General features: G+C 50.0%; 21 protein-coding genes and 2 pseudogenes. 16 read left to right on the plus strand and 7 right to left on the minus strand.

All coding sequences use genetic code 11. From position 1 onward, the window contains the following. Positions 1-9: 9 nt before the first annotated feature. Positions 10-768, minus strand: a complete 759-nt coding sequence (locus ACMGGR_RS08185) for a carbon-nitrogen hydrolase family protein (RefSeq protein WP_246757533.1) — start codon at positions 766-768, stop codon at positions 10-12. Positions 769-851: 83 nt separating this feature from the next. Further along, a complete protein-coding gene (locus ACMGGR_RS08190) occupies positions 852-1,082 on the minus strand; it encodes a DNA polymerase III subunit theta (protein WP_246757532.1) in 231 nt (76 codons plus the stop codon). 157 nt (positions 1,083-1,239) lie between these two features. Here ACMGGR_RS08190 and yobA point away from each other — a divergent pair, with 157 nt between their 5' ends. From yobA to ACMGGR_RS08205, 3 genes are read left to right on the plus strand one after another with little or no spacing between them, the layout of a single operon-like run. Then, on the plus strand, positions 1,240-1,599 hold the full coding sequence (yobA, locus tag ACMGGR_RS08195) for a CopC domain-containing protein YobA (protein ID WP_414148619.1): 360 nt from the start codon (positions 1,240-1,242) through the stop codon (positions 1,597-1,599). 1 nt (position 1,600) lies between these two features. Continuing rightward, positions 1,601-2,479: a copper homeostasis membrane protein CopD gene (gene copD, locus ACMGGR_RS08200; protein WP_414148620.1), complete on the plus strand. Its 879-nt coding sequence runs from the start codon at positions 1,601-1,603 to the stop codon at positions 2,477-2,479. Between the two features lie 49 nt (positions 2,480-2,528). Beyond that, a complete protein-coding gene (locus ACMGGR_RS08205) occupies positions 2,529-2,867 on the plus strand; it encodes a YebY family protein (RefSeq protein ID WP_414148621.1) in 339 nt (112 codons plus the stop codon). Positions 2,868-3,200: 333 nt separating this feature from the next. Here ACMGGR_RS08205 and ACMGGR_RS08210 read toward each other — a convergent pair whose 3' ends face one another. From ACMGGR_RS08210 to ACMGGR_RS08225, 4 genes and pseudogenes are all read right to left on the minus strand, one after another. Beyond that, positions 3,201-3,473 (minus strand): hypothetical protein, encoded by a 273-nt coding sequence (locus ACMGGR_RS08210; protein WP_414148622.1) that lies wholly within the window; start codon positions 3,471-3,473, stop codon positions 3,201-3,203. Between the two features lie 80 nt (positions 3,474-3,553). Further along, positions 3,554-3,682 (minus strand): annotated as a pseudogene (locus ACMGGR_RS08215) (site-specific integrase); the annotation flags it as partial. Between the two features lie 420 nt (positions 3,683-4,102). Next, positions 4,103-4,453 carry a DUF1493 family protein gene (locus ACMGGR_RS08220; RefSeq protein WP_414148623.1) on the minus strand — a complete coding sequence of 117 codons (351 nt, stop codon included), beginning with the start codon at positions 4,451-4,453 and terminating at the stop codon, positions 4,103-4,105. Continuing rightward, positions 4,444-4,890 (minus strand): STM2901 family protein, encoded by a 447-nt coding sequence (locus ACMGGR_RS08225; RefSeq protein WP_414148624.1) that lies wholly within the window; start codon positions 4,888-4,890, stop codon positions 4,444-4,446. Before ACMGGR_RS08225 ends, ACMGGR_RS08220 begins: the two co-directional genes overlap by 10 nt. Positions 4,891-5,354: 464 nt before the next feature. Here ACMGGR_RS08225 and ACMGGR_RS08230 point away from each other — a divergent pair. From ACMGGR_RS08230 to ACMGGR_RS08285, 12 genes and pseudogenes are all read left to right on the plus strand, one after another. Then, a pseudogene (locus ACMGGR_RS08230) lies at positions 5,355-5,561 on the plus strand (phage repressor protein CI); the annotation flags it as partial. A gap of 147 nt (positions 5,562-5,708) precedes the next feature. Further along, complete coding sequence (locus ACMGGR_RS08235; protein WP_414148625.1) at positions 5,709-6,968, plus strand: hypothetical protein; 1,260 nt, start codon at positions 5,709-5,711, stop codon at positions 6,966-6,968. A gap of 538 nt (positions 6,969-7,506) precedes the next feature. After that, positions 7,507-7,926, plus strand: coding sequence for a PH domain-containing protein (locus ACMGGR_RS08240; protein WP_414148626.1), 420 nt, complete (start codon positions 7,507-7,509; stop codon positions 7,924-7,926). A 63-nt stretch (positions 7,927-7,989) separates the two neighbouring features. Then, complete coding sequence (locus ACMGGR_RS08245) at positions 7,990-8,238, plus strand: hypothetical protein (protein ID WP_414148627.1); 249 nt, start codon at positions 7,990-7,992, stop codon at positions 8,236-8,238. Between the two features lie 242 nt (positions 8,239-8,480). Beyond that, complete coding sequence (locus ACMGGR_RS08250) at positions 8,481-10,112, plus strand: TIGR04028 family ABC transporter substrate-binding protein (protein ID WP_414148628.1); 1,632 nt, start codon at positions 8,481-8,483, stop codon at positions 10,110-10,112. Between the two features lie 12 nt (positions 10,113-10,124). After that, positions 10,125-11,066 carry an ABC transporter permease gene (locus ACMGGR_RS08255; protein WP_246757523.1) on the plus strand — a complete coding sequence of 314 codons (942 nt, stop codon included), beginning with the start codon at positions 10,125-10,127 and terminating at the stop codon, positions 11,064-11,066. Then, positions 11,063-11,914: an ABC transporter permease gene (locus tag ACMGGR_RS08260; RefSeq protein WP_414148629.1), complete on the plus strand. Its 852-nt coding sequence runs from the start codon at positions 11,063-11,065 to the stop codon at positions 11,912-11,914. The genes ACMGGR_RS08255 and ACMGGR_RS08260 overlap by 4 nt, the downstream gene beginning before the upstream one ends. Next, positions 11,911-13,530 (plus strand): dipeptide ABC transporter ATP-binding protein, encoded by a 1,620-nt coding sequence (locus ACMGGR_RS08265; protein ID WP_414148630.1) that lies wholly within the window; start codon positions 11,911-11,913, stop codon positions 13,528-13,530. The genes ACMGGR_RS08260 and ACMGGR_RS08265 overlap by 4 nt, the downstream gene beginning before the upstream one ends. Further along, positions 13,527-14,531: a putative FMN-dependent luciferase-like monooxygenase gene (locus tag ACMGGR_RS08270; RefSeq protein ID WP_414148631.1), complete on the plus strand. Its 1,005-nt coding sequence runs from the start codon at positions 13,527-13,529 to the stop codon at positions 14,529-14,531. The genes ACMGGR_RS08265 and ACMGGR_RS08270 overlap by 4 nt, the downstream gene beginning before the upstream one ends. A 12-nt stretch (positions 14,532-14,543) precedes the next feature. Further along, positions 14,544-15,641, plus strand: a complete 1,098-nt coding sequence (locus ACMGGR_RS08275) for an alkylhydroperoxidase domain protein (RefSeq protein ID WP_414148632.1) — start codon at positions 14,544-14,546, stop codon at positions 15,639-15,641. Positions 15,642-15,721: 80 nt separating this feature from the next. After that, positions 15,722-16,567, plus strand: coding sequence for a VOC family protein (locus tag ACMGGR_RS08280; protein ID WP_414148633.1), 846 nt, complete (start codon positions 15,722-15,724; stop codon positions 16,565-16,567). Positions 16,568-16,787: 220 nt separating this feature from the next. After that, entirely contained in the window at positions 16,788-17,252 is a 465-nt protein-coding gene (locus tag ACMGGR_RS08285; protein ID WP_414148634.1) for an OB-fold protein, read from the plus strand. Positions 17,253-17,414: 162 nt separating this feature from the next. Here ACMGGR_RS08285 and ACMGGR_RS08290 read toward each other — a convergent pair whose 3' ends face one another. Continuing rightward, complete coding sequence (locus ACMGGR_RS08290) at positions 17,415-17,585, minus strand: hypothetical protein (RefSeq protein ID WP_246757516.1); 171 nt, start codon at positions 17,583-17,585, stop codon at positions 17,415-17,417. A gap of 175 nt (positions 17,586-17,760) precedes the next feature. On the opposite strand from ACMGGR_RS08290, the gene ACMGGR_RS08295 reads away from it, so the two are divergent. Then, positions 17,761-17,961 carry a hypothetical protein gene (locus tag ACMGGR_RS08295; RefSeq protein ID WP_246757515.1) on the plus strand — a complete coding sequence of 67 codons (201 nt, stop codon included), beginning with the start codon at positions 17,761-17,763 and terminating at the stop codon, positions 17,959-17,961. Positions 17,962-18,180: the final 219 nt, after the last annotated feature.

Genomic DNA, 18,180 nt, shown 5'->3' on the forward strand with positions numbered 1-18,180 from the left:
TTTTCCCTCTCAAAGAACGGCTGCCGGATGCAGAGAGTGAACTTCGCCTTGCCAGTCGTGGCCTTTGCGGCGGGCAATAATCAGCTGTTCGCCTTCGCTGCCGCTGACCACCTGCCGACCTTTTTCGTCCCAGATGGCGCTTTTACCCGCGCTTTGAAAACCGCCTGTCGGCAGAGCATGGTTGGCCATCAGGACAGCCATCTGATATTCACGCGACCAGCGTGCCAGATAGTCGCAGTCCTTATGGTAGCCGTTTTCAGAGAGCAGGACGCTGGTGGCATACAGATTTGCGCCACGGCGGGCCGCATCCCGGGCATACTCTTCAACGCTGATATCCGCGCAAACGGCCATGGCCACATGATGATGCTGGTAGCCAAACAGCGGGACGCTTTGCCCTGCTTTAAAAAACGGCTTTTCAGCCTCAACCAGATGGCGTTTGAAGTAGGTCAGCCGGGTACCGTCAGGCAGGAAGGCCATTGCACTAAGCCGGGTATGCTCGCCATCCTGCAGCGGCAGGCCGGTAATAATGCTCATCTTAAATTTGATAGCCGCTTCGGCGAAAACGTTCAGCCTTGTATCGTCCTGCGGCATCGCCAGCTCGCTGGCAAGCGCAAGCTCATAGCCGGTGATGGACAGTTCAGGAAACATCAGCAGGTCAACCTGATGCAAAGCGGCCTGTTCAACGAATTCGAGATGGCGCTTAATATTCCACGCGATATCTCCCGCACGGGAGCCTGATTGCGCTGCAGCGATACTCCAGACAGACATAAATATACTCGCGTAACGGATTTTGAGACGTTATCTCAACCGAAGCGGTCAGGAAACACAAGCAAATAAAGCTCTTTTTGCCACTATTTTTGTTTGGGCTCGTAAGGTAGACGCGACAGGCTCAGTGAAGCCTGACGATAATGCATAAGACGCTGGCGGAACCAGTCGCGCAGCGCTTCGGGCTGTTCGCGCTCTACCATTTCGGCCACAATCGGCATGTTATAACGCTCTTTAAAAGCCACGCCAGCGGCGGCCAAATCGACGTTGATTTTATCTTTTTCTTCCTGCGGCAGTTCAGCCAGATTGTAGTTCATCAGTACCTCCATTAATCCGTCGCAAAAATAAAGCAGGCGAGCGCGTTTCGCAAGCCCGACCGTGGCTTTAAGTTGTGAACGACTCGACACTTTATTTTTAGCGGAGTATTCTTGCGGCCTTGTCGCAGCTTCCGCTGCACCAAAAGGGAAGGATTCAATGCGTAGGTCAATGATTTTCGCGCTGGCGCTGAGTGCCGCCGCTTTCTCACAGCAGGTTTCTGCTCATGCCCATCTTAAAAACCAGTATCCTGCTGCCAACGCCAGTGTCGAAGCTTCGCCGCAGGCGCTGACGCTAACTTTTTCGGAAGATATCGAACCCGCTTTCAGCGGTGTGGAAGTGACGGCGGGCAGCCAGGTCGTTCCTCTTGCCAAAGCTGAACGTGCGCCGAAACAGCACAATCAGCTGATTGTACCCTTAGCGAAGCCGTTGACCAGCGGGCACTATCAGGTTAGCTGGCATGTACTGTCGGTTGACGGACATAAAACTAAAGGAAACTATACCTTTAGCGTGAAGTAATATGTCCCTTAGCTTCTTCTATATACTCTGCCGCTGGCTGCATTTTGCGGCGCTAATGACGCTTGCCGGTGGCAGCCTGTATACCACGTTGTTGGCCCCCGCGCGTTTCAGGCCTTGTCTTTCCGTACGCTTTAACAATCTGCTGACTGCCGCTGCGCTGGTATCGCTATTGACTGCTGTTTTACTACTGGCAGCGCAAACTGGCCTGATGGCAAATGGCTGGGCTGATATCGCCAGGCCAGAGATATGGCAAGCGGTATTGCAGACACGTTTTGGGCAAGCCTGGCAATGGCAGCTGTTTGCCGCGCTGGCTGGCGTAGCGGCTTTGATGGCTAAAGGTCGACCTCGACAGCAGCTACTGCTGTTAAGCGGAGTAGGGCAGCTGGCCGGGCTGGCTTTTGTTGGTCATGCCGCCATGCTGGATGGCGTAGCGGGCTGGCTACAGCGTGCTAATCAGGTCGTGCATTTACTATCTGCTGCTTTCTGGGCTGGCGGCCTGTTGCCCGTATTGATTTTAATGCGCGATATGCGGCAGCTTCCCGCCAGTTACGATGCGGTACGCACGCTGATGCGCTTTTCCCGCTATGGGCATCTTGCGGTCGCGCTGGTTATTATCAGCGGCATCATTAACGCCTTTATCCTGTTGCCGACGTGGCCGCCTGCATACGGGCAGTACAGCCAGCTTCTATTGCTGAAAACATTGTTAGTAGCGGTAATGTGCTTTATCGCCCTGTTTAATCGTTACTGGCTGGTGCCGCGCTTCCAGCGTAGCGGCCAAAATGCGCACCATCAGTTTATGCTCACCACGCTGGCTGAATTACTGTTGGCAACGCTGGTTCTGTTGCTGGTAAGCATTTTCGCCACGCTGGAGCCAGCCTGAATTATTTACCGCCCGTCTTCGGGCGTTTTGAAAGAGGTATCGTACTATCATGAAAAAACTGGCCAGCCTGATCGTCGCGCTAAGCTTTTGTTCCAGCGCAATGGCTTCAGAAATTATTACCGTCAGCCGTTTTGAAATGGGTAAAGATAAATGGGCATTTGACCGGGAAGAGGTCATGCTGACCTGCGCTAAAGGCGGCGCTCTGTATGCTATTAATCCCAGCACGCTGATGCAGTATCCGCTAAACGAGATTGCCGAGCAGCAGGTCAAAAGTGGACTGGCGAAAGGAGAGCCGATTAGCGTCATCCAGATCGACGACCCCGCGCATCCTGGCCAGAAGAAAAGCCTGGCACCTTTCATCGAGCGTACGCAAAAGCTGTGTGACTGATAGCTCTGCCGCGCTTCTGCTTATCTAAGCAGGCGCGGTAGCAGTAATTGCCTCTTCTTGCCATTCCGTCACTATTTCTGCCGTTACGATCACAGACCTGTCATATTCTGGCTGGCCCTGATGGCGCCAGCTGGAAAATCCTTGCTTCTGTACTACCTTTTAAAGGGCAAGGCTTCATAGCCTGCATAAATGCCAACTTTTAGCGCACGGCTCTTAAAGAGCCATTCCCCTGGACCAAAGACAGGACTCGTCTTTGGTCTTTTTTTGGTCAGGGTTTTAAAACAGTACATTACAGATAAATCAATCACTTAAAATTCGCCCAGTAGTACCGTATTACCCCCTGTATGAACCTATGTAGCCACTTTTTAGCGCCATTCTTGCCAGCGGATTATTGGTTACGGCCTCTTCCAGCTGGTCAGATGCAAAGTGCGCATAACGCATGGTTATACGGATATCGGAATGCTCCAGGATGCGTTGCAGTACCACGATGTTACCGCCAGCCACCATAAATGACTGGCAAAGCTGTGGCGCAGAACGTGACTCATCTGGCCTTTGGGTAAGGTTATTTCGGCCAGACGTATCACGCGGTAAAACGGTCGATAACACTCAGAGAAAAACTTTTCTTCTTTATCTTTTAGCTCGTTATACAAATCATCCCCGATAGGAACCGTGCGGTTTTTCTTCCCTTTGGTGTTGATGAAAGTAATCTTGTTTGGGGATATCTGACTTGCCTTTAGTCCTGCGGCTTTACTCCAACGTGCACCGGTAGAAAGGAAAATTCTAACTATCAGAGTTAGCTCCGGATTGCCGTGCAGTTCACAACTTACCTATAAAAAAACCAACCCCACCAAATGCCAGGGCAGTGGTAATAAAGAAAACTGGATTGGCTGCAATAACATCCCAGTATTTACTAAATAATACAGTTAGATTCACTGTCGGCTCAGGCTCGATTGTATTCAAAATAGCTTAATCGAAGGCAATGCATCAGCAAACTTAGCCTCCTTCTTCCTTCTACAGACTTAACACGTCGAAGATTAGTGCTTAAATATCTATCTCTATAAGAAAAGTACATAGATTACTTATGCTCAGCTAACCTATCTACCGCATAAGAATTTTAAAAAATTATTTTATTTGGTAAGGGATGTTCCCGATGGTCGGGTCATTTTCCACACAAAGGAACAGTAGCAGGTCAAGGGTGAGATCTCTTGCGTTTACCTTTGTAGACGTTATGCCCATCAATAAAGCCAGCGTCCCGCCTTAGCTGATTCTATCAGCATGTCAATTGTTAGCGGCTCAGCTCGCCGGTTTACAACCTTAAGCTCCTTCGAGCGAAGGAAATTAGGGATAAGACCTTTACTTGGCGGCCAATATTTAAAAAAATCAAAACCTGATTTATCTACGTTAAACCGTGAAAAATACTCAGTCATAATTTCGTCACCCGTTTCTCTCGCCCACGGATAATGACCGGTAGAAAGGCTGGTTTCAAGCGTCAGGACAGGCTTTTTTTTTGCAAACAAAGGCTTCTGATTATAGTTCTCTTCATACCAGCTCATCACACTGGCTGCGATATCATCTTTTAGTTCCATAGCTTATCATCGCCTCTGGCAATAGTGTTATAGCTGCGGGTTGCCTTCCAGGATATCTGAATAACGTCGTTCATAAGATATGCGATACCTAGCATAGGCACCCACCTTCCCACAAAAGCGCCAAGATTATTTACGTAGCTGAACCGTAGATGTTTAATGCTTTCGTTAGTCAAAGTAGGCCAACGACTCACCCGAACATTCAGCCACTGGCGAAGATCTCGGCTTAAAATGGATGTGCCATCGGTTGTGCCGCCAGGTTTTGTCCTGGTTATAAGATGAGGCTGGCCAATTATCACTAATGCAAGCGTGGCGATATCTTTAACGCCTAATTGTTTCTGCGCTTCCTCCAGAAAAATCCAGAAAAAAAGCTCACCTGCCGAAAGGTTATGAAACCCTTTATAGAAGTAAGTTCCTTTAAGCTGTTCAGTAGTATCCATATCATTCCCTTGATTTAGTTACCATGCATACCTTAACAGTAACATAAAATTCCATAACGGTTTCGGACGCCTTCAACGGCATTTTGCACGGTTTTTCATATTTCAGAATCCTGCTTGCTCTTTCTGCTTTCAACGCCTCTCAGCGCTTAAAAGAGGTGCTCTGCCATACATGTTCCCCCCTCCGCGCGCAATGCTATCCCCGCCACGCCTGCCCGCTTTGTAAGGCACTTTTAATGCATGTGCATGGGGGAAGCGCGCCAGTACTGGCACCCATCAGGTTTTTTCGTATGTGTATTCTAATGCAGATCCATGCACTCTGTACATGCATGACCCGTTCTGATGATTTCTATGTCGTTTACCGGGCGGGTAGATCAGTAGGGGATTTGAAAGGTTTGCATCGTGCTCTGCAAAATATGGGTTAAAGCGTGTCTGTCAAATTCAAGGGTAAATGACCTGTATTTGTTAATAGTGATTTCGGTTCATGGCTGGTTGACGCTGGCGTAAACGATATAAGTAATGGGCTCTGGTTATCAGGAGTAGAAGGTAAATATGATATAATGCTTTTACCGGGAAGAAAAGTAAGTGTTACAAAAAAATCAAGTTTTATATGTGGAGTAGATGAATTAGAGACGGTTGGGAAAGTAATGTTAACTATAGGTTATAACTTTTAAGATCAAGGTTTATAACTATCGTTTTAGCTCTTATACTCTGAACATGATCTGTAAGAAATATCCGTATAAAAAGTAAGGGATATAACATTACGTGAAACAGGAGAGGTTGCAAAAATATATGAATGGCGATTATTTAAGGGGTGTTAAATGATGGGTTATATCAAAGAAAAATTAGTTATGGAGATTGGCAATGCTGACTCTATTTCTGAGGCTTTAATACTATACAAAAACTTCTATCAACTTATTCCTGAATATAAATTTGTTTTTTCTTCTCCAAAGGGCCCCTACCCTGGGTTTGAGTGCAATAAAAAATTTAAACATGGAGCAGCAATAAGATCCCTTTTCAACGATGAAAATGTCGTAGTTTTTGATCCATTAACATTTGAAGAGATGTTTAGTAGTAAAGGATGTTCTACTTTTAGAATTGATTATTCTATATCCTTGGACAGTCAAGCTTTAAGCTATCTTCAATCATATATTAATGGTAAAAAGCATAACCATGAAAATGATATTGAAGAAGTGTTTAAATTTATAGTTAAAAAAGAAACGCAAGTAGATTCAATTTTATATGAAATGGAAAATCTAATGAATTTAGATAATCCAGAAAACCACCCCAAGATATTTGATAAACTCTTAGGCTATCAGTTTATAAGGAACATCAATCCTGATGTATTTGAAAGAGAAGGGGGTATTAATGCAAGTATATCAAAAAATGAACTATTCATAAATACTGATGCCCATTTTAAAAGAATGATGAAAAATTCCCAGGATCTAAGATTCAGAGAAGGTATAAAGTTTCGTCATTCACAGGTGTATATTTACCTTCTTATGATGAGTATCATACAAATAAGTTCCCCCTCTAGGTCTTTGAAGAATAAAATGCTAGAGATGTTATCTTTTGCGCATAATAAAGCTGGCTTTTTAGCGACAAGGGAAATAATGATAGCTAAAGAGTTTTTTGAGAGAGGAACAAAATTTCCTTTTTTTAGCAAAATTCATAAAAACTCAAAAAAATTATGGTCGGCTTTAAATGGCATGGTATGGGACCTGACTCATTACAGATATTTAGAACAGGCTATTACGTTTAATATGGGAAATGACGAGAGATATTTTTTTCCAGGCATCATAAGCTATGATAAGGGTTTTATAGAAGTAATGGAGCTTACCCCTTTAAAAACTGTTGCCTTTAATACTAATGGGAACATACCAATACCTTTTTATGATGTTGGGGATGGTACTAAAATAACTGGAAATATAAAAGAAATCCGGAATTACTATAATGAGCTATGTAGTGATGCAAAAAGGAAAGAGAGGGAAACTTCTCGCGAACTTCAAGATAATAACTTTGCATCCCTTATATTGGAACTTGAGAAAACGTTAGAGTCTGTAGCCAATGTGCCGCGATAAAAATTGTAGCCACTAATGCGCCATTCCCCAATCTAACTCTTTGATTATAAAGGACGTTAAAATTATTTGGTCTTATTTTAATATTCACATAAATCAATATTTTATATTCTTCGGGCCGAAAAAAGCCGAAAACTGGCTGAAGTCAGGGCTTTCTTGCATCCGCGCTTGTGAGTTTCATTACATCCGGCGATTATGCGTCGCATTAGTCGCATTAGTCGCATTAGTCGCATTAGTCGCATTAGTCGCATTAGTCGCATTCATCACATTCGGCGCATTCGCTGGCGCAGTCCTGTTTATTGTTACACAGAAAATCTGCCACGCTGGCAAATCGCTGGGTGTTTTATTTTTTTAAATCAGAAGGATGCGGGATAATTATAGCTAAAAATAAGAGGTAATATTGAATTTAAGTGATCAAGATGTTTTCGTTATGTAGATATTCAATTCATTTTAAGAGGTCACTCTTAGTGAAAAAATACCCCTGGGCTGGCAAGGGTGGTAGAATGTCTCTCCGGAATTACTTATATAAGGATATAGCGCTATGGCTTACATTGATTCTACTCTTATCAACAATGAATCTTTGCTTTATCGCGGCAAAGTCACACTATGGGCTTTATTGCCCTGGATAGTCTGGGGAGTGATTTTCGCATTGGTTACGGCAGGAGCAGGATTGTTACTGATACCTCTTGGCTACATGATTATACGTTCTAATGAGGCCGGAATAACAGATAAACGTGTTATCGCGAAAACCGGGTTAATCAAGAGAGATACTATTGAGATAGGTTTGAGTAAAGTCTCAAGCCTACAGGTTAAGCAAAGTATTCTGGGCCGTATTCTTGGTTATGGTTCTTTAACAGTTTGCGACGTAGGCACATCACGTGCACCAATAAAATATATAAAAAACCCTATGGAGTTCAGGCGGTGTTTCTTTGAATTACAAGAAAAGAATGGAATCAATTAAATCTTTATAAATTTTGATAGCCCAGCCTTAGCGCTGGGTTTTTTTAGATGAAATTACGGGGCTGTGCTAAAGAAAAGTAGTGAATTCGATAATGGTGACGATCTTCTGAAAATATTATCTGGCAATATGATAACGCCAGCATCCAGACTTTGTTCAAGCAATAGCCCGGCATTGCTGACGCTCTGTCTTTACCTTTATCTTTATCTCTATCTCTATCTCTATCTCTATCTCTATCTCTATCTCTGTCTCTGTCTCTGTCTCTATCCCAATCCCAATCCATTACAGGCAGTACATTGTATTCCCGGGCAGTAATAATTGATAGCCAACAGTTTTTTTACCTCGGATAGCACATATATAACTTACCTTTTATCTAAACTATTCGATTCATACTGGGGTCGGCAGATGCTCGGACGGTATTTACCAGCGTGCTGATGCATAAATCCGCCATTTCTCTTTTTTAAATAAGCTTTGACCAATTCATTGGTTTGCCAGTTTGTTCTGCCATTCGATGATGATTCCGCCTGCTGAGGCAGCTGATAACAAAGGAATTCACCATGAAGACACTTTTAACGCTTTTGCCGGTGCCGCGCGCGCTGGCTTTTACATTGCTTGCAGGGAGTTTCACCGTTCACGCCGCCGCGCCGGTTAAAGGGGGAACGCTGATTTATCTTGAACAGCAGGCACATACTAATCTTTATCCTCCAGCGGGCGGCTTTTATCCCAACGGGGGCATTCTCAATCAGATCACCGATAAGTTAACCTGGCAAAACCCGCAAACCTTACAGGTTGAGCCGTGGATTGCCGAAAGCTGGACCACTAACGCCGATAAAACCGAATATACCTTCAAAATTCGTCCTGGCGTGACCTTTTCGGATGGTACACCGCTGGACGCCAACGCCGTGGCCAAAAATTTCGATACCTACGGTCTGGGCAATAAAGCGCAGCGTCTCCCGGTTTCAGAGGTCATTAATAACTACGAGCGCAGCGAAGTTGTCGATCCCTTAACGGTGAAGTTTTATTTCAAAAAACCATCACCGGGTTTTTTACAGGGTACTGCGACCATCGGTTCGGGACTGGTTTCTTTAAGCACGCTGGCACAGAGTTTCGATCGGCTGGGTGACGCTCGTCATATCATCGGATCCGGCCCGTTTGTGGTCAGTGATGAAAAGCTGGGGCGCGAAGTTGATCTGGTAGCGCGAAAAGATTACCGGTGGGGGCCAAAAAGCAGCCAGCAGCAAGGCCCGGCTAATCTCGACGGCATCAAGATAATCGTGACGCCTGAAGACAGCGTACGCATTGGCGCATTGCTGGCAGGGCAGGCCGACTTTATTCGTCAGGTTCAGGCTTACGATGAGAAACAAGCCAAAGAGCAAAGCTTTCCGATTTATGCGGCACCCACGCGCGGCGTAAACGACAGCATCAGCTTTCGTCCGGATAATCCGCTGGTAAGCGATATCCGCGTGCGTCAGGCATTGCTGCATGCCACCAACGCTAAACAGATAGTAGAAACGCTTTTTTCTGCAAACTATCCGCAAGCTACCTCTGTGGTAGCCACAACGGCGGCGGGCTACGTCAATCTGGCCGACAAGCTAACTTTTGATCCGACGAAAGCAAAAGCGCTGCTGGATGAGGCGGGCTGGAAACTAGCTGCGGACGGGATTCGGCAGAAAGAGGGTCAGCGTCTGGCATTAACCCTCTATGAATCCGTGCCGCAGCCACAGAACAAGCAGGTATTGCAGCTGGTGGCGCAACAGTGGCGTCAGGTTGGCGTGGCGTTAACGATTAAAGCCGGCGATGCCGGGAGTAAAACCCTTGATAGCCTCGATCCGCAAAAAACGCCGCTTAACGTGACGGAAGTAGGCCGTGCCGATCCGGACGTAATCAAGAGCAGCTTTTATCCGGCGAACAGGGACAATCTGCTGCAAAAGGGCGGCTCCAGCGACAAGGTTAAAAGCTTCCGCGACGACAAGCTGAACCAACTGCTGGTTAACATATCTGCTGAAGTGGATCCGACAAAACGTTTACAGCTGACTGGCGATGTCCAGCGCTATCTGCTGGACCAGGCGTATGTCATTCCGATCTTTGAAGAGCCGCAGGTGTATGCCGGCGCGCCCTGGCTGAAGGGCGTGAATTTTGAAGCGGTTGGTCGTCCGGCACTGTACGGGGCCTGGCTGGAAAAACACTAAGTCGAGGTCATCATGCGCCATTACTTACCGCGTCGGCTGGCGGCAGGGCTGCTGGTTCTCTGGGCCGCCTTCACCTTATCTTTTGTGTTGTTGCAGGTACTGCCAGGCGATGCGGTACTGATTAAATTTCAGAACCCGGATCTCGGGCTTAGCCCGCAGCAAATTGCCGAAATGCGCCAGGCCTACGGCGCGGATAATAGCTTGTGGCAGCAATATCTGCATACGCTGACCGCCATGCTGCATGGTGACTTCGGTTACTCGGTTCAGGCAGGCGTGCCGGTCAGCGAACTGCTGGGCAGCAATCTGCCCGGTACGCTGCGCCTTGCCCTGGGCGGATTTTTACTGGCGGGGCTACTGGCTTTTGCGCTGTCTGCGCTGTCGCGTTTGCCCGCGCTGCGCGGCTTGCGTAATTTGCTGCAGTCCGTCCCGGCGCTGTTTATCTCTATCCCCACTTTCTGGCTCGGCATCGCGCTGATTCAGCTGTTTTCATTTCAGCTGCGCTGGATCCCGGTCATTAATCCTTCGCCCTGGCAGGGACTGATTTTGCCCATCGTCACCGTAGCTATCCCCATTTCTGCGCCGCTGGCACAAATCCTGTTACGCAGCATTGATGACGTGTCGACCAGGCCTTTTGTTGCCGTGGCGCGAGCCAAAGGAGCCAGTGAAACTTACGTACTGTGGCGACACATTTTACGCAATGCGATGTTACCCGTGCTGACCATCGCAGGTTTGCTGCTGGGCGAACTGATCGCCGGGGCGCTCGTTACTGAAACCGTGTTCGGGCTTGGCGGCCTGGGCCAGCTCACGCAGCAGGCGGTCAATAACCAGGACGTTGCGGTGTTGCAGGCGGTAGTGATGATTTCGGCCCTGGGTTTTGTGACCATCAATCTGCTGGTGGATCTGGTAATGCCGCTGCTGGATCCCCGTCTGACGCTTTCAGGAGGTGCAGTATGAGTCTGGTCGATTACGCGATGGCACGGCAAAAAAGCGTTGCTTCGTCCCGCACAATAAGGCTCCAGCCCGGATTATACCTGGCGTGGGCGGTGATAGTGGTTGCCGTACTGACCGCGCTGCTGCCCGGTTTGTTCACGCATTACAGCGCGACCGAAGGCGTCGTCGGCGCACAGCGACTGGCTCCGCAAGCAGGGCACTGGCTGGGCACCGATCAGCTGGGCCGGGATCTGTTTGCGCGCATCGTTTACGGCGCATCACATTCGCTATCGGCCGCGCTTCTGGCGGTGGCGGTGGGATTTATTTTTGGCACCGCACATGGTGTGGTAGCAGGCGCAACCGGTGGTAAAACCGAATCCTGGCTAATGCGCACGGTGGATGTGTTGCTGTCGATTCCCTCGCTGCTGCTGTCGTTAAGCGTCTTGATCTTACTGGGTTTCGGGACGTTAAACGCGGCGACGGCGGTCGGTATCGCTTCTGTTGCCAGCTTTGCCCGCCTGGCGCGTGGTGAAGTGGTACGTCTGCGCCACAGTGAATATGTCGAAGCGGCTTACGGTAGCGGCGGCCGTTTTCTTGCGGTGCTGTGGCGGCACATTCTTCCCAATACGCTGACGCCGCTCGTTGCTTATGCAGCGCTACAGTTTGGCCAGGCCATTCTGGCGCTGTCGACGCTGAGTTTTCTTGGTTACGGCACGCCGCCGCCCGCTCCGGAGTGGGGATTACTCATTGCCGAAGGACGAAATTATCTGGCGACAGCATGGTGGCTAACCACTTTTCCCGGCCTGGTGGTGGTAGCCGTGGTGCTTTCCGCCAACCGCATTAGCCAGCAGCTGGCTGGAGGACGCCGATGAACGCACTGCCTTTACTCGCCGTTGAGGCTCTCAGCCTGAGCTATCGCAGCGGCAGCGCCTGGCAACAGGTGGTACATAACGTCAGCTTCCAGCTCAAGGCGGGCGAAATGGTTGCCTTAGTAGGTGAGTCCGGCTCTGGCAAAACCACTGTCGCCCAGGCGATTATGGGGCTGATGGCGGAAAACGGGCGTCGCGATAATGGTCAGATCAAGCTCAACGGCGTCGACATCAGCTCATGGGCACAAAAACGGCTGGATTCACTGCGCGGCGCGCGGATTAGCCTTGTGCCGCAGGATCCCGGTAATTCGCTTAACCCGGTAAAAACCATCGGCGAACAGGTAGAAGAAATCCTGCGCCTGCATTTAAAGCTAACGCGTGCACAGCGCCAGCAGCGCGTGGCTGAGCTGCTGACGCGCGTAGGGCTTAGCTACCCCGAACAGCGCGTCTCGCAGTATCCTCATCAGTTATCGGGCGGCATGAAACAGCGCGTGCTTATTGCCATCGCGCTCGCCTTACAGCCGGATATTATTATTGCTGATGAGCCGACCAGCGCGCTGGACGTTACGGTGCAGAAACGCATTCTCGATCTGCTGGATACGCTACGCCAGGAATCGGGTACCGCGGTGCTGTTTATCACGCACGATTTGCCGCTGGCGGCAGAGCGCGCCGATCGCATCATTGTGTTTCGTCACGGGGAAATTCAGGAATCCGGACCTACGGCACAGATTGTTAGCGGGCCACAACATCCCTATACGCGCCAGCTGCTAATTGATGCTGCACCACGGCCGCACCAGCGAGTGCAAAAAGCAGCCGCACGTTTCTCCACGCCAGCTATTCAGGCAACAAAGCTCTGCAAAACATTTACGGCTGGCAAGCAACACAGTTTGCTGGCGCTCGATCGGGCAAGCCTTGTGGTACAACGAGGGACGACGCATGCGCTGGTAGGCGAATCGGGCTCCGGTAAAACAACGCTGGCTCGCATCCTGTTAGGCTTTGAGCAGGCGGACAGCGGTGAGGTAATGCTGGATGGCATTGTGACTGACGGCTTACGGGGCGAAGCGCTGCGCCAGCTGCGACGCAAAATTCAGTTTGTCTGGCAGAATCCGTTTGCCTCGCTCGATCCGCGCCAGACGCTGGCGCAGATTATTGAAGAACCCCTACGTAATTTTGAACGCCTGAGTCGCAAAGAGCGTCGACAGCGTGTCGAAGATGTCACGATACGCGTTGCGCTACCGCTGGCTTTATTGTCACGTAGCGCCCGCGAACTCTCTGGCGGCCAGCGTCAACGCGTCGCGCTGGCACGCGCGTTGATTTTGCAGCCAACGATTCTGGTGCTGGATGAAGCAACCTCGGCGCTGGATGTTACGGTCCAGGCGCAGATCCTTGACCTGTTGCAGCAGCTGCAAATAGCGCAAGGCCTGACTTATCTGTTTATTACGCATGATCTAGCAACGGTACGACAGATTGCCGACAGCGTAACGGTATTACAGGCCGGCAAGGTAGTTGAACAAGGTGACACTGTCACAATCTTCAGCGCGCCACAGCATTCCTATACCCGCGAACTGATTGCCGCAATCCCATCTTTTACTCCCTTTGTTGAAAAGGAGTCTGCATGACCAAACGCATTGGCTTTTTCACCCGACTGCTGGATAAGGCGCCGGCAAAAGAGCGCTACCGCCTGGCAACCGAACAGATTCAGCACGCTGAACGCTGCGGCTTCGATAGCGCCTGGATTGCCCAACACCATTTTCACGAGGCGGAAGGCGGCTTACCTGCGCCTCTGCTGTTTCTGGCACATGTCGCAGCACATACCCGCACTATTCGGTTGGGCACCGCCATTATTACGTTACCGATGGAAAACGCGCTGCGCGTTGCAGAAGACGCCGCCGTGCTGGATCTGCTGGCAAACGGACGGCTGGAGATCGGCCTTGGTTCGGGCGGCACGCCAGATTCGTTTCTGCCGTTTGGCCTGACCTTTGCCCAGCGCGGTACGGCTTTCGCCGATAATCTACATATTTTGCTCAGTGCCTGGCGAGGGGATTCGCTGGCTCATCCCAACAATCACCTCTATCCGGCAGCCGCGCAGCTCGCCGACCGCGTCTGGATTGCAACTTTTTCCGTTGAGGGAGCGGTGCGCGCGGCCCAGGCTGGACACGGATTGATGCTGTCCCGTACGCAGCCGCGTCCTTCAGGCCAGCCAGCCTTACCGCTTGATGCAATACAAAATCCCCTCATTGATGCCTATCTCGCCGCGCTGCCTGCGGGCGTTGCGCCGCGTATTCTGGCTTCGCGCACTGCCTTTGTTGCTGATAGCAGGGAGCACGCCAGGCGCATAGCCGAACCGGGCATTCGCCAGCAGGCGGAACACTATCTGGCGTCAGGCCATCAGTTACGCGGCGAGACTTTTGATGATTTGCTGGGGCAGTTTGATGCGCATATTGGCGATATTGCCGCCGTTAAGGCGTCGCTGGCGCAGGACAGCACGCTATCGCGCGTTACCGATATTTCTTTTCAGGTGCATTCAGCCGAGCCGTCGCATGCGGAAACGCTGCGCTCCATCGAATTAATCGCAGAACATCTTGCGCCCGGGCTACGAGCAGCGGGCGAGCATCGCTAACAGGAGCTTTTCATGACTCAGCCCAACGATTTACTGGCCTCGCTGGCAGACATTGCCCCCGATTCTGAACTGGCTGAGGCGCGTCGGCAACGCGACGCCGCCACGCTGCATGCTCAGGGCAGTTACGAGATTATTTTTGCTCAAAACGATGATGATTTTCCTCTCAACGAACGCTTAGCGCTGGCCGCGCAGGTGGCGGAATGGCACGGGCAGCCAGCTTTACAGGCACACTATCGGCAGCAGACTCAGCCATTAAACACTTCGGCGCGCAATACTACCGCGCTGGAGTTTGCGCATCGTCTTACCTTTGAGCCGGTTACGGCTGCGCCTTCACATCTTAAAGCGTTACAGGAGGCGGGCTGGAGCGAGCGCGGGATTGTTACGCTCGCGCAGCTGGTGGCGTTTATTAGTTTTCAAAGCCGACTACTGTCAGGGCTGCGGTTGCTTCAGGGAAAGGGCGCGCAGGACGAGTCACCGGCAGTGGTGGCTGGAAAATGGCACGATGCGCCGCAGACCGCCAGCGGTAAAAGGGCATTAACGGCCTTTACGCAGCTTGAATTAGGCTGGGAACCGTGGCTGGCAGCGAAACCGCTGACGGAATTTAACGCGGATGAACAGACAACGCTGGCGAAATTTGGACATAGCGATTCGGATTATTTTCGCCTGCTGGCGCGTAACCTGCCGCTACTGGAGCAACGTACGCTTACCGATAAAGGTATTTTCTACACGCAAGGTGGACTGCCTCGTGCCGAACGTGAATTAGCAGCGGCGGTAGTTAGCAAGGTAAACGGCTGTATCTTTTGTGCCTCTGTCCATGCCCGCAAAGCCAGTCAGCTGTCAAAAGATAACGAGGCGGTACAAAAACTGTTGGAGGTTGCGCCCGGCGGGCAGTTATCGCACGGACAATCGCCGCGCTGGCAGGCAGTCATTGAGCTTGCAGCCGCGTTATCCGTCACGCCACCCCGCGCCACGCAGCGTCAGGCAGATGCGCTGCGCGAGCAGGGGCTGGATACGCTTGCCCTGTTAGATCTGATCCAGTCCAGCGCTTTTTTTGCCTGGGCGAACCGCCTGATGCTGACGCTGGGTGAGCCTTTCTTACCTGAAGTATAAGGATAGTCATGTCATCATCTGCCGCCAGCGCTGTGGGCCTTAAAAAGGGTAGCCCGATTGTTAAAAAGAGGAAATCTTTTATGCCTGTTTCCGTTCTTCGGCCCGTAGTCGATCATGCCGTGATTAACGTGGCCGATCGGCTTGATACAGCTCGTTCTCTGTTCAGCCGTTTGGGGTTTCAGCTTACCGAGCGGGGGCATCATTCTCTGGGCTCCAGCAATCATCTGGCCATTTTTGGCGAAAACTATCTTGAACTGTTGGGGTACGAACAGGGAAAGGAAAAGCAGCGTGTCGATCTCTGGCAGGCGCCGCCGGGTTTAACCGGCCTGGTGTGGAAAACCGATAGTGCCGATAACGCCTTTCAACATCTGGAGCGGCATGATTTAGATGGCGAGCCGCCAGCCTCGTTTTATCGCCCGGTCACCTTACCGGATGGTTCACTGAGCGAAGCACACTTTCGCACGGTGCGCCTCCGTGCTTCCCGGATCCCCAATGGACGCAGCTTTTTTTGTCAGCATCTTACGCCAGAGGCGGTCTGGCAGCCGGAATGGCAGGTCCATCCTAACGGTGTGCAGAACATCAGCGAATTTGTCATTGTTGCGCAGGATCCTGCCTTATCTGCGCAGGTGTACAGCCAGCTGTTTGGTGTCGAAAAGGTTCTGGCCTGTCAGGATGGGGCGTTTGCGCTGCACGCTGGCGCGGTTACAGTGCATTTTGCTTGCGTAGATTATGTACGGCACCGTTTTGGCTCATTGCCAGCGGATTACGATGGCAGTGCGCGAATGGCGGCATTAGGTTTTAAGGCCAGCGATTTAACGAAGGTAAAAGCGGCATTATTAAAAGGTGACATTGCATTTAGCGATCGCGACGGCGCTATAGTCGTAAATGCCGGAGAAAACGTTAATCTGGCATTAAGGTTTGCTTAGCTATTTATTGCGGTCAATCATGCAGTGACCTTATTTCTTTAAGGTGGTGCGCATTTTTTGCGCGCTTATTCTTCATTTTTATCTTTTTTAATCCTTAACCTAAATTTCTTCTCGTCCCTGCCGATAAAGCCTGTGGCTGTTAAAGAAACGCTTTTATGCCTGCCCGCCAGGCAGAAAGCTTTTTTAACGGCACCATTTCACAGTTTGACAAGGAAAAGAGATGAAAAAAATTATCAAATGGGCTTTCTTTATTATTATTGCGCTAATTGTTATCCGGGTGCTGGCTGGTCCAAACGAAGAGAGTAAAAAAGCCGCTGAGGCTTCAAGCGGTGAGCAACCCGCCGATATAGCAGAAAGCGCTCCGCCGCAAAAAGAGGTATTCCGTATCTCGGCAGGTAAACTCTTCAGAGATTATGAAGAAAACGAAGTGGCCGCGGATGAACGCATGAAAGGTAAGCAGATAGCGGTAACCGGCGTGGTTCAGGCTATTGATAAAGATTTTACCGACGCCATTATTATCAGGCTGAAAACAGATAATCAGTTTATGCCCGCCAGAATGGAAATGGTCGACTCACAGAAAAGCACGGCCTTGACCCTTAAAAAAGGAAGTCAGGTAGAAGTGGTTTGCCAGAGTATATCTCGCATAATGGGTGCACCTTCAGGCAGACGCTGCGTTTTTAATTAATAGTGATGGGCTGTACAAGCCCATATTCGCTTTTTCTCATGACCTGAAAGAAATAAAACGCTGATAAGTGTGACAGGAGGAGTGCGGCCATAGCAATAATACCGCTATCCACAAAGATCAAATGCCGACCGAAGTCGACATCGCATTTATCAGCGCAAATAATTACGATTGCGGCTGCCCAACAGGGCCTGCGCCTAAGGTACCGCCCGGTACTGACTGCGCGCTTGGTGCATGAGGGCGTCCATCATTGCCTACCGCGTCGCTGCGGTGCATACAGCCTGCCAGCGATAAAACGGCCAGCAGAGCAACTAAACCTTTTGTACAATTTTTCATAGTATTTTCCGTGGGTTGAAAGTGGAACAGCATGTAAAGGATAGCGCAGCCTGCGCGCACCGCCAGCCGGTCAGCGTAAAATTTTCATCACAAAAAAGGCGCAGTTCCGTATTCCTCCCTCACAGGTAATCAATCCCCGGCTACACTTAATGGACTGGAAGCCAAAGGAGGAATTATGTCTGATAAAGAACTTAATAAAAAACGCAAAGAAGAAGGCGATGTGCATAAAGGTTTGCCAGAGGCAGCGCCTTCCGCCGGCAATGCTTATGAAGAAGACGATCATCCGGCAAGAGATAATCCGGACGAGCATGGCGAAATGCCCCGTACGCGTGATGACAGCCAGGCAGATAAAAAAGATCCATATCAGGAAAAATAATTTGTTAAATCGTTACCTGATGGGTAAAGGCGGCAATAGCTCGCCTTTACCAACGCGGATATTTTATTAACCCGTTTTACTCTCCTGTCCCTGGGGCTTATCCCGTTCTCATGAAGCTAATCTCGTTATGGCTGGTCAGAATTTGTTGCTGGCAGATGATGACGATCCTCCCTGAAAATAGACCTTTCGGTTAATTATCACGCCTGTTATCTCGTTAAA

This window comes from Erwinia sp. BNK-24-b, from assembly GCF_047456155.1.
GTDB classification, from domain to species: domain Bacteria; phylum Pseudomonadota; class Gammaproteobacteria; order Enterobacterales; family Enterobacteriaceae; genus Erwinia; species Erwinia phyllosphaerae.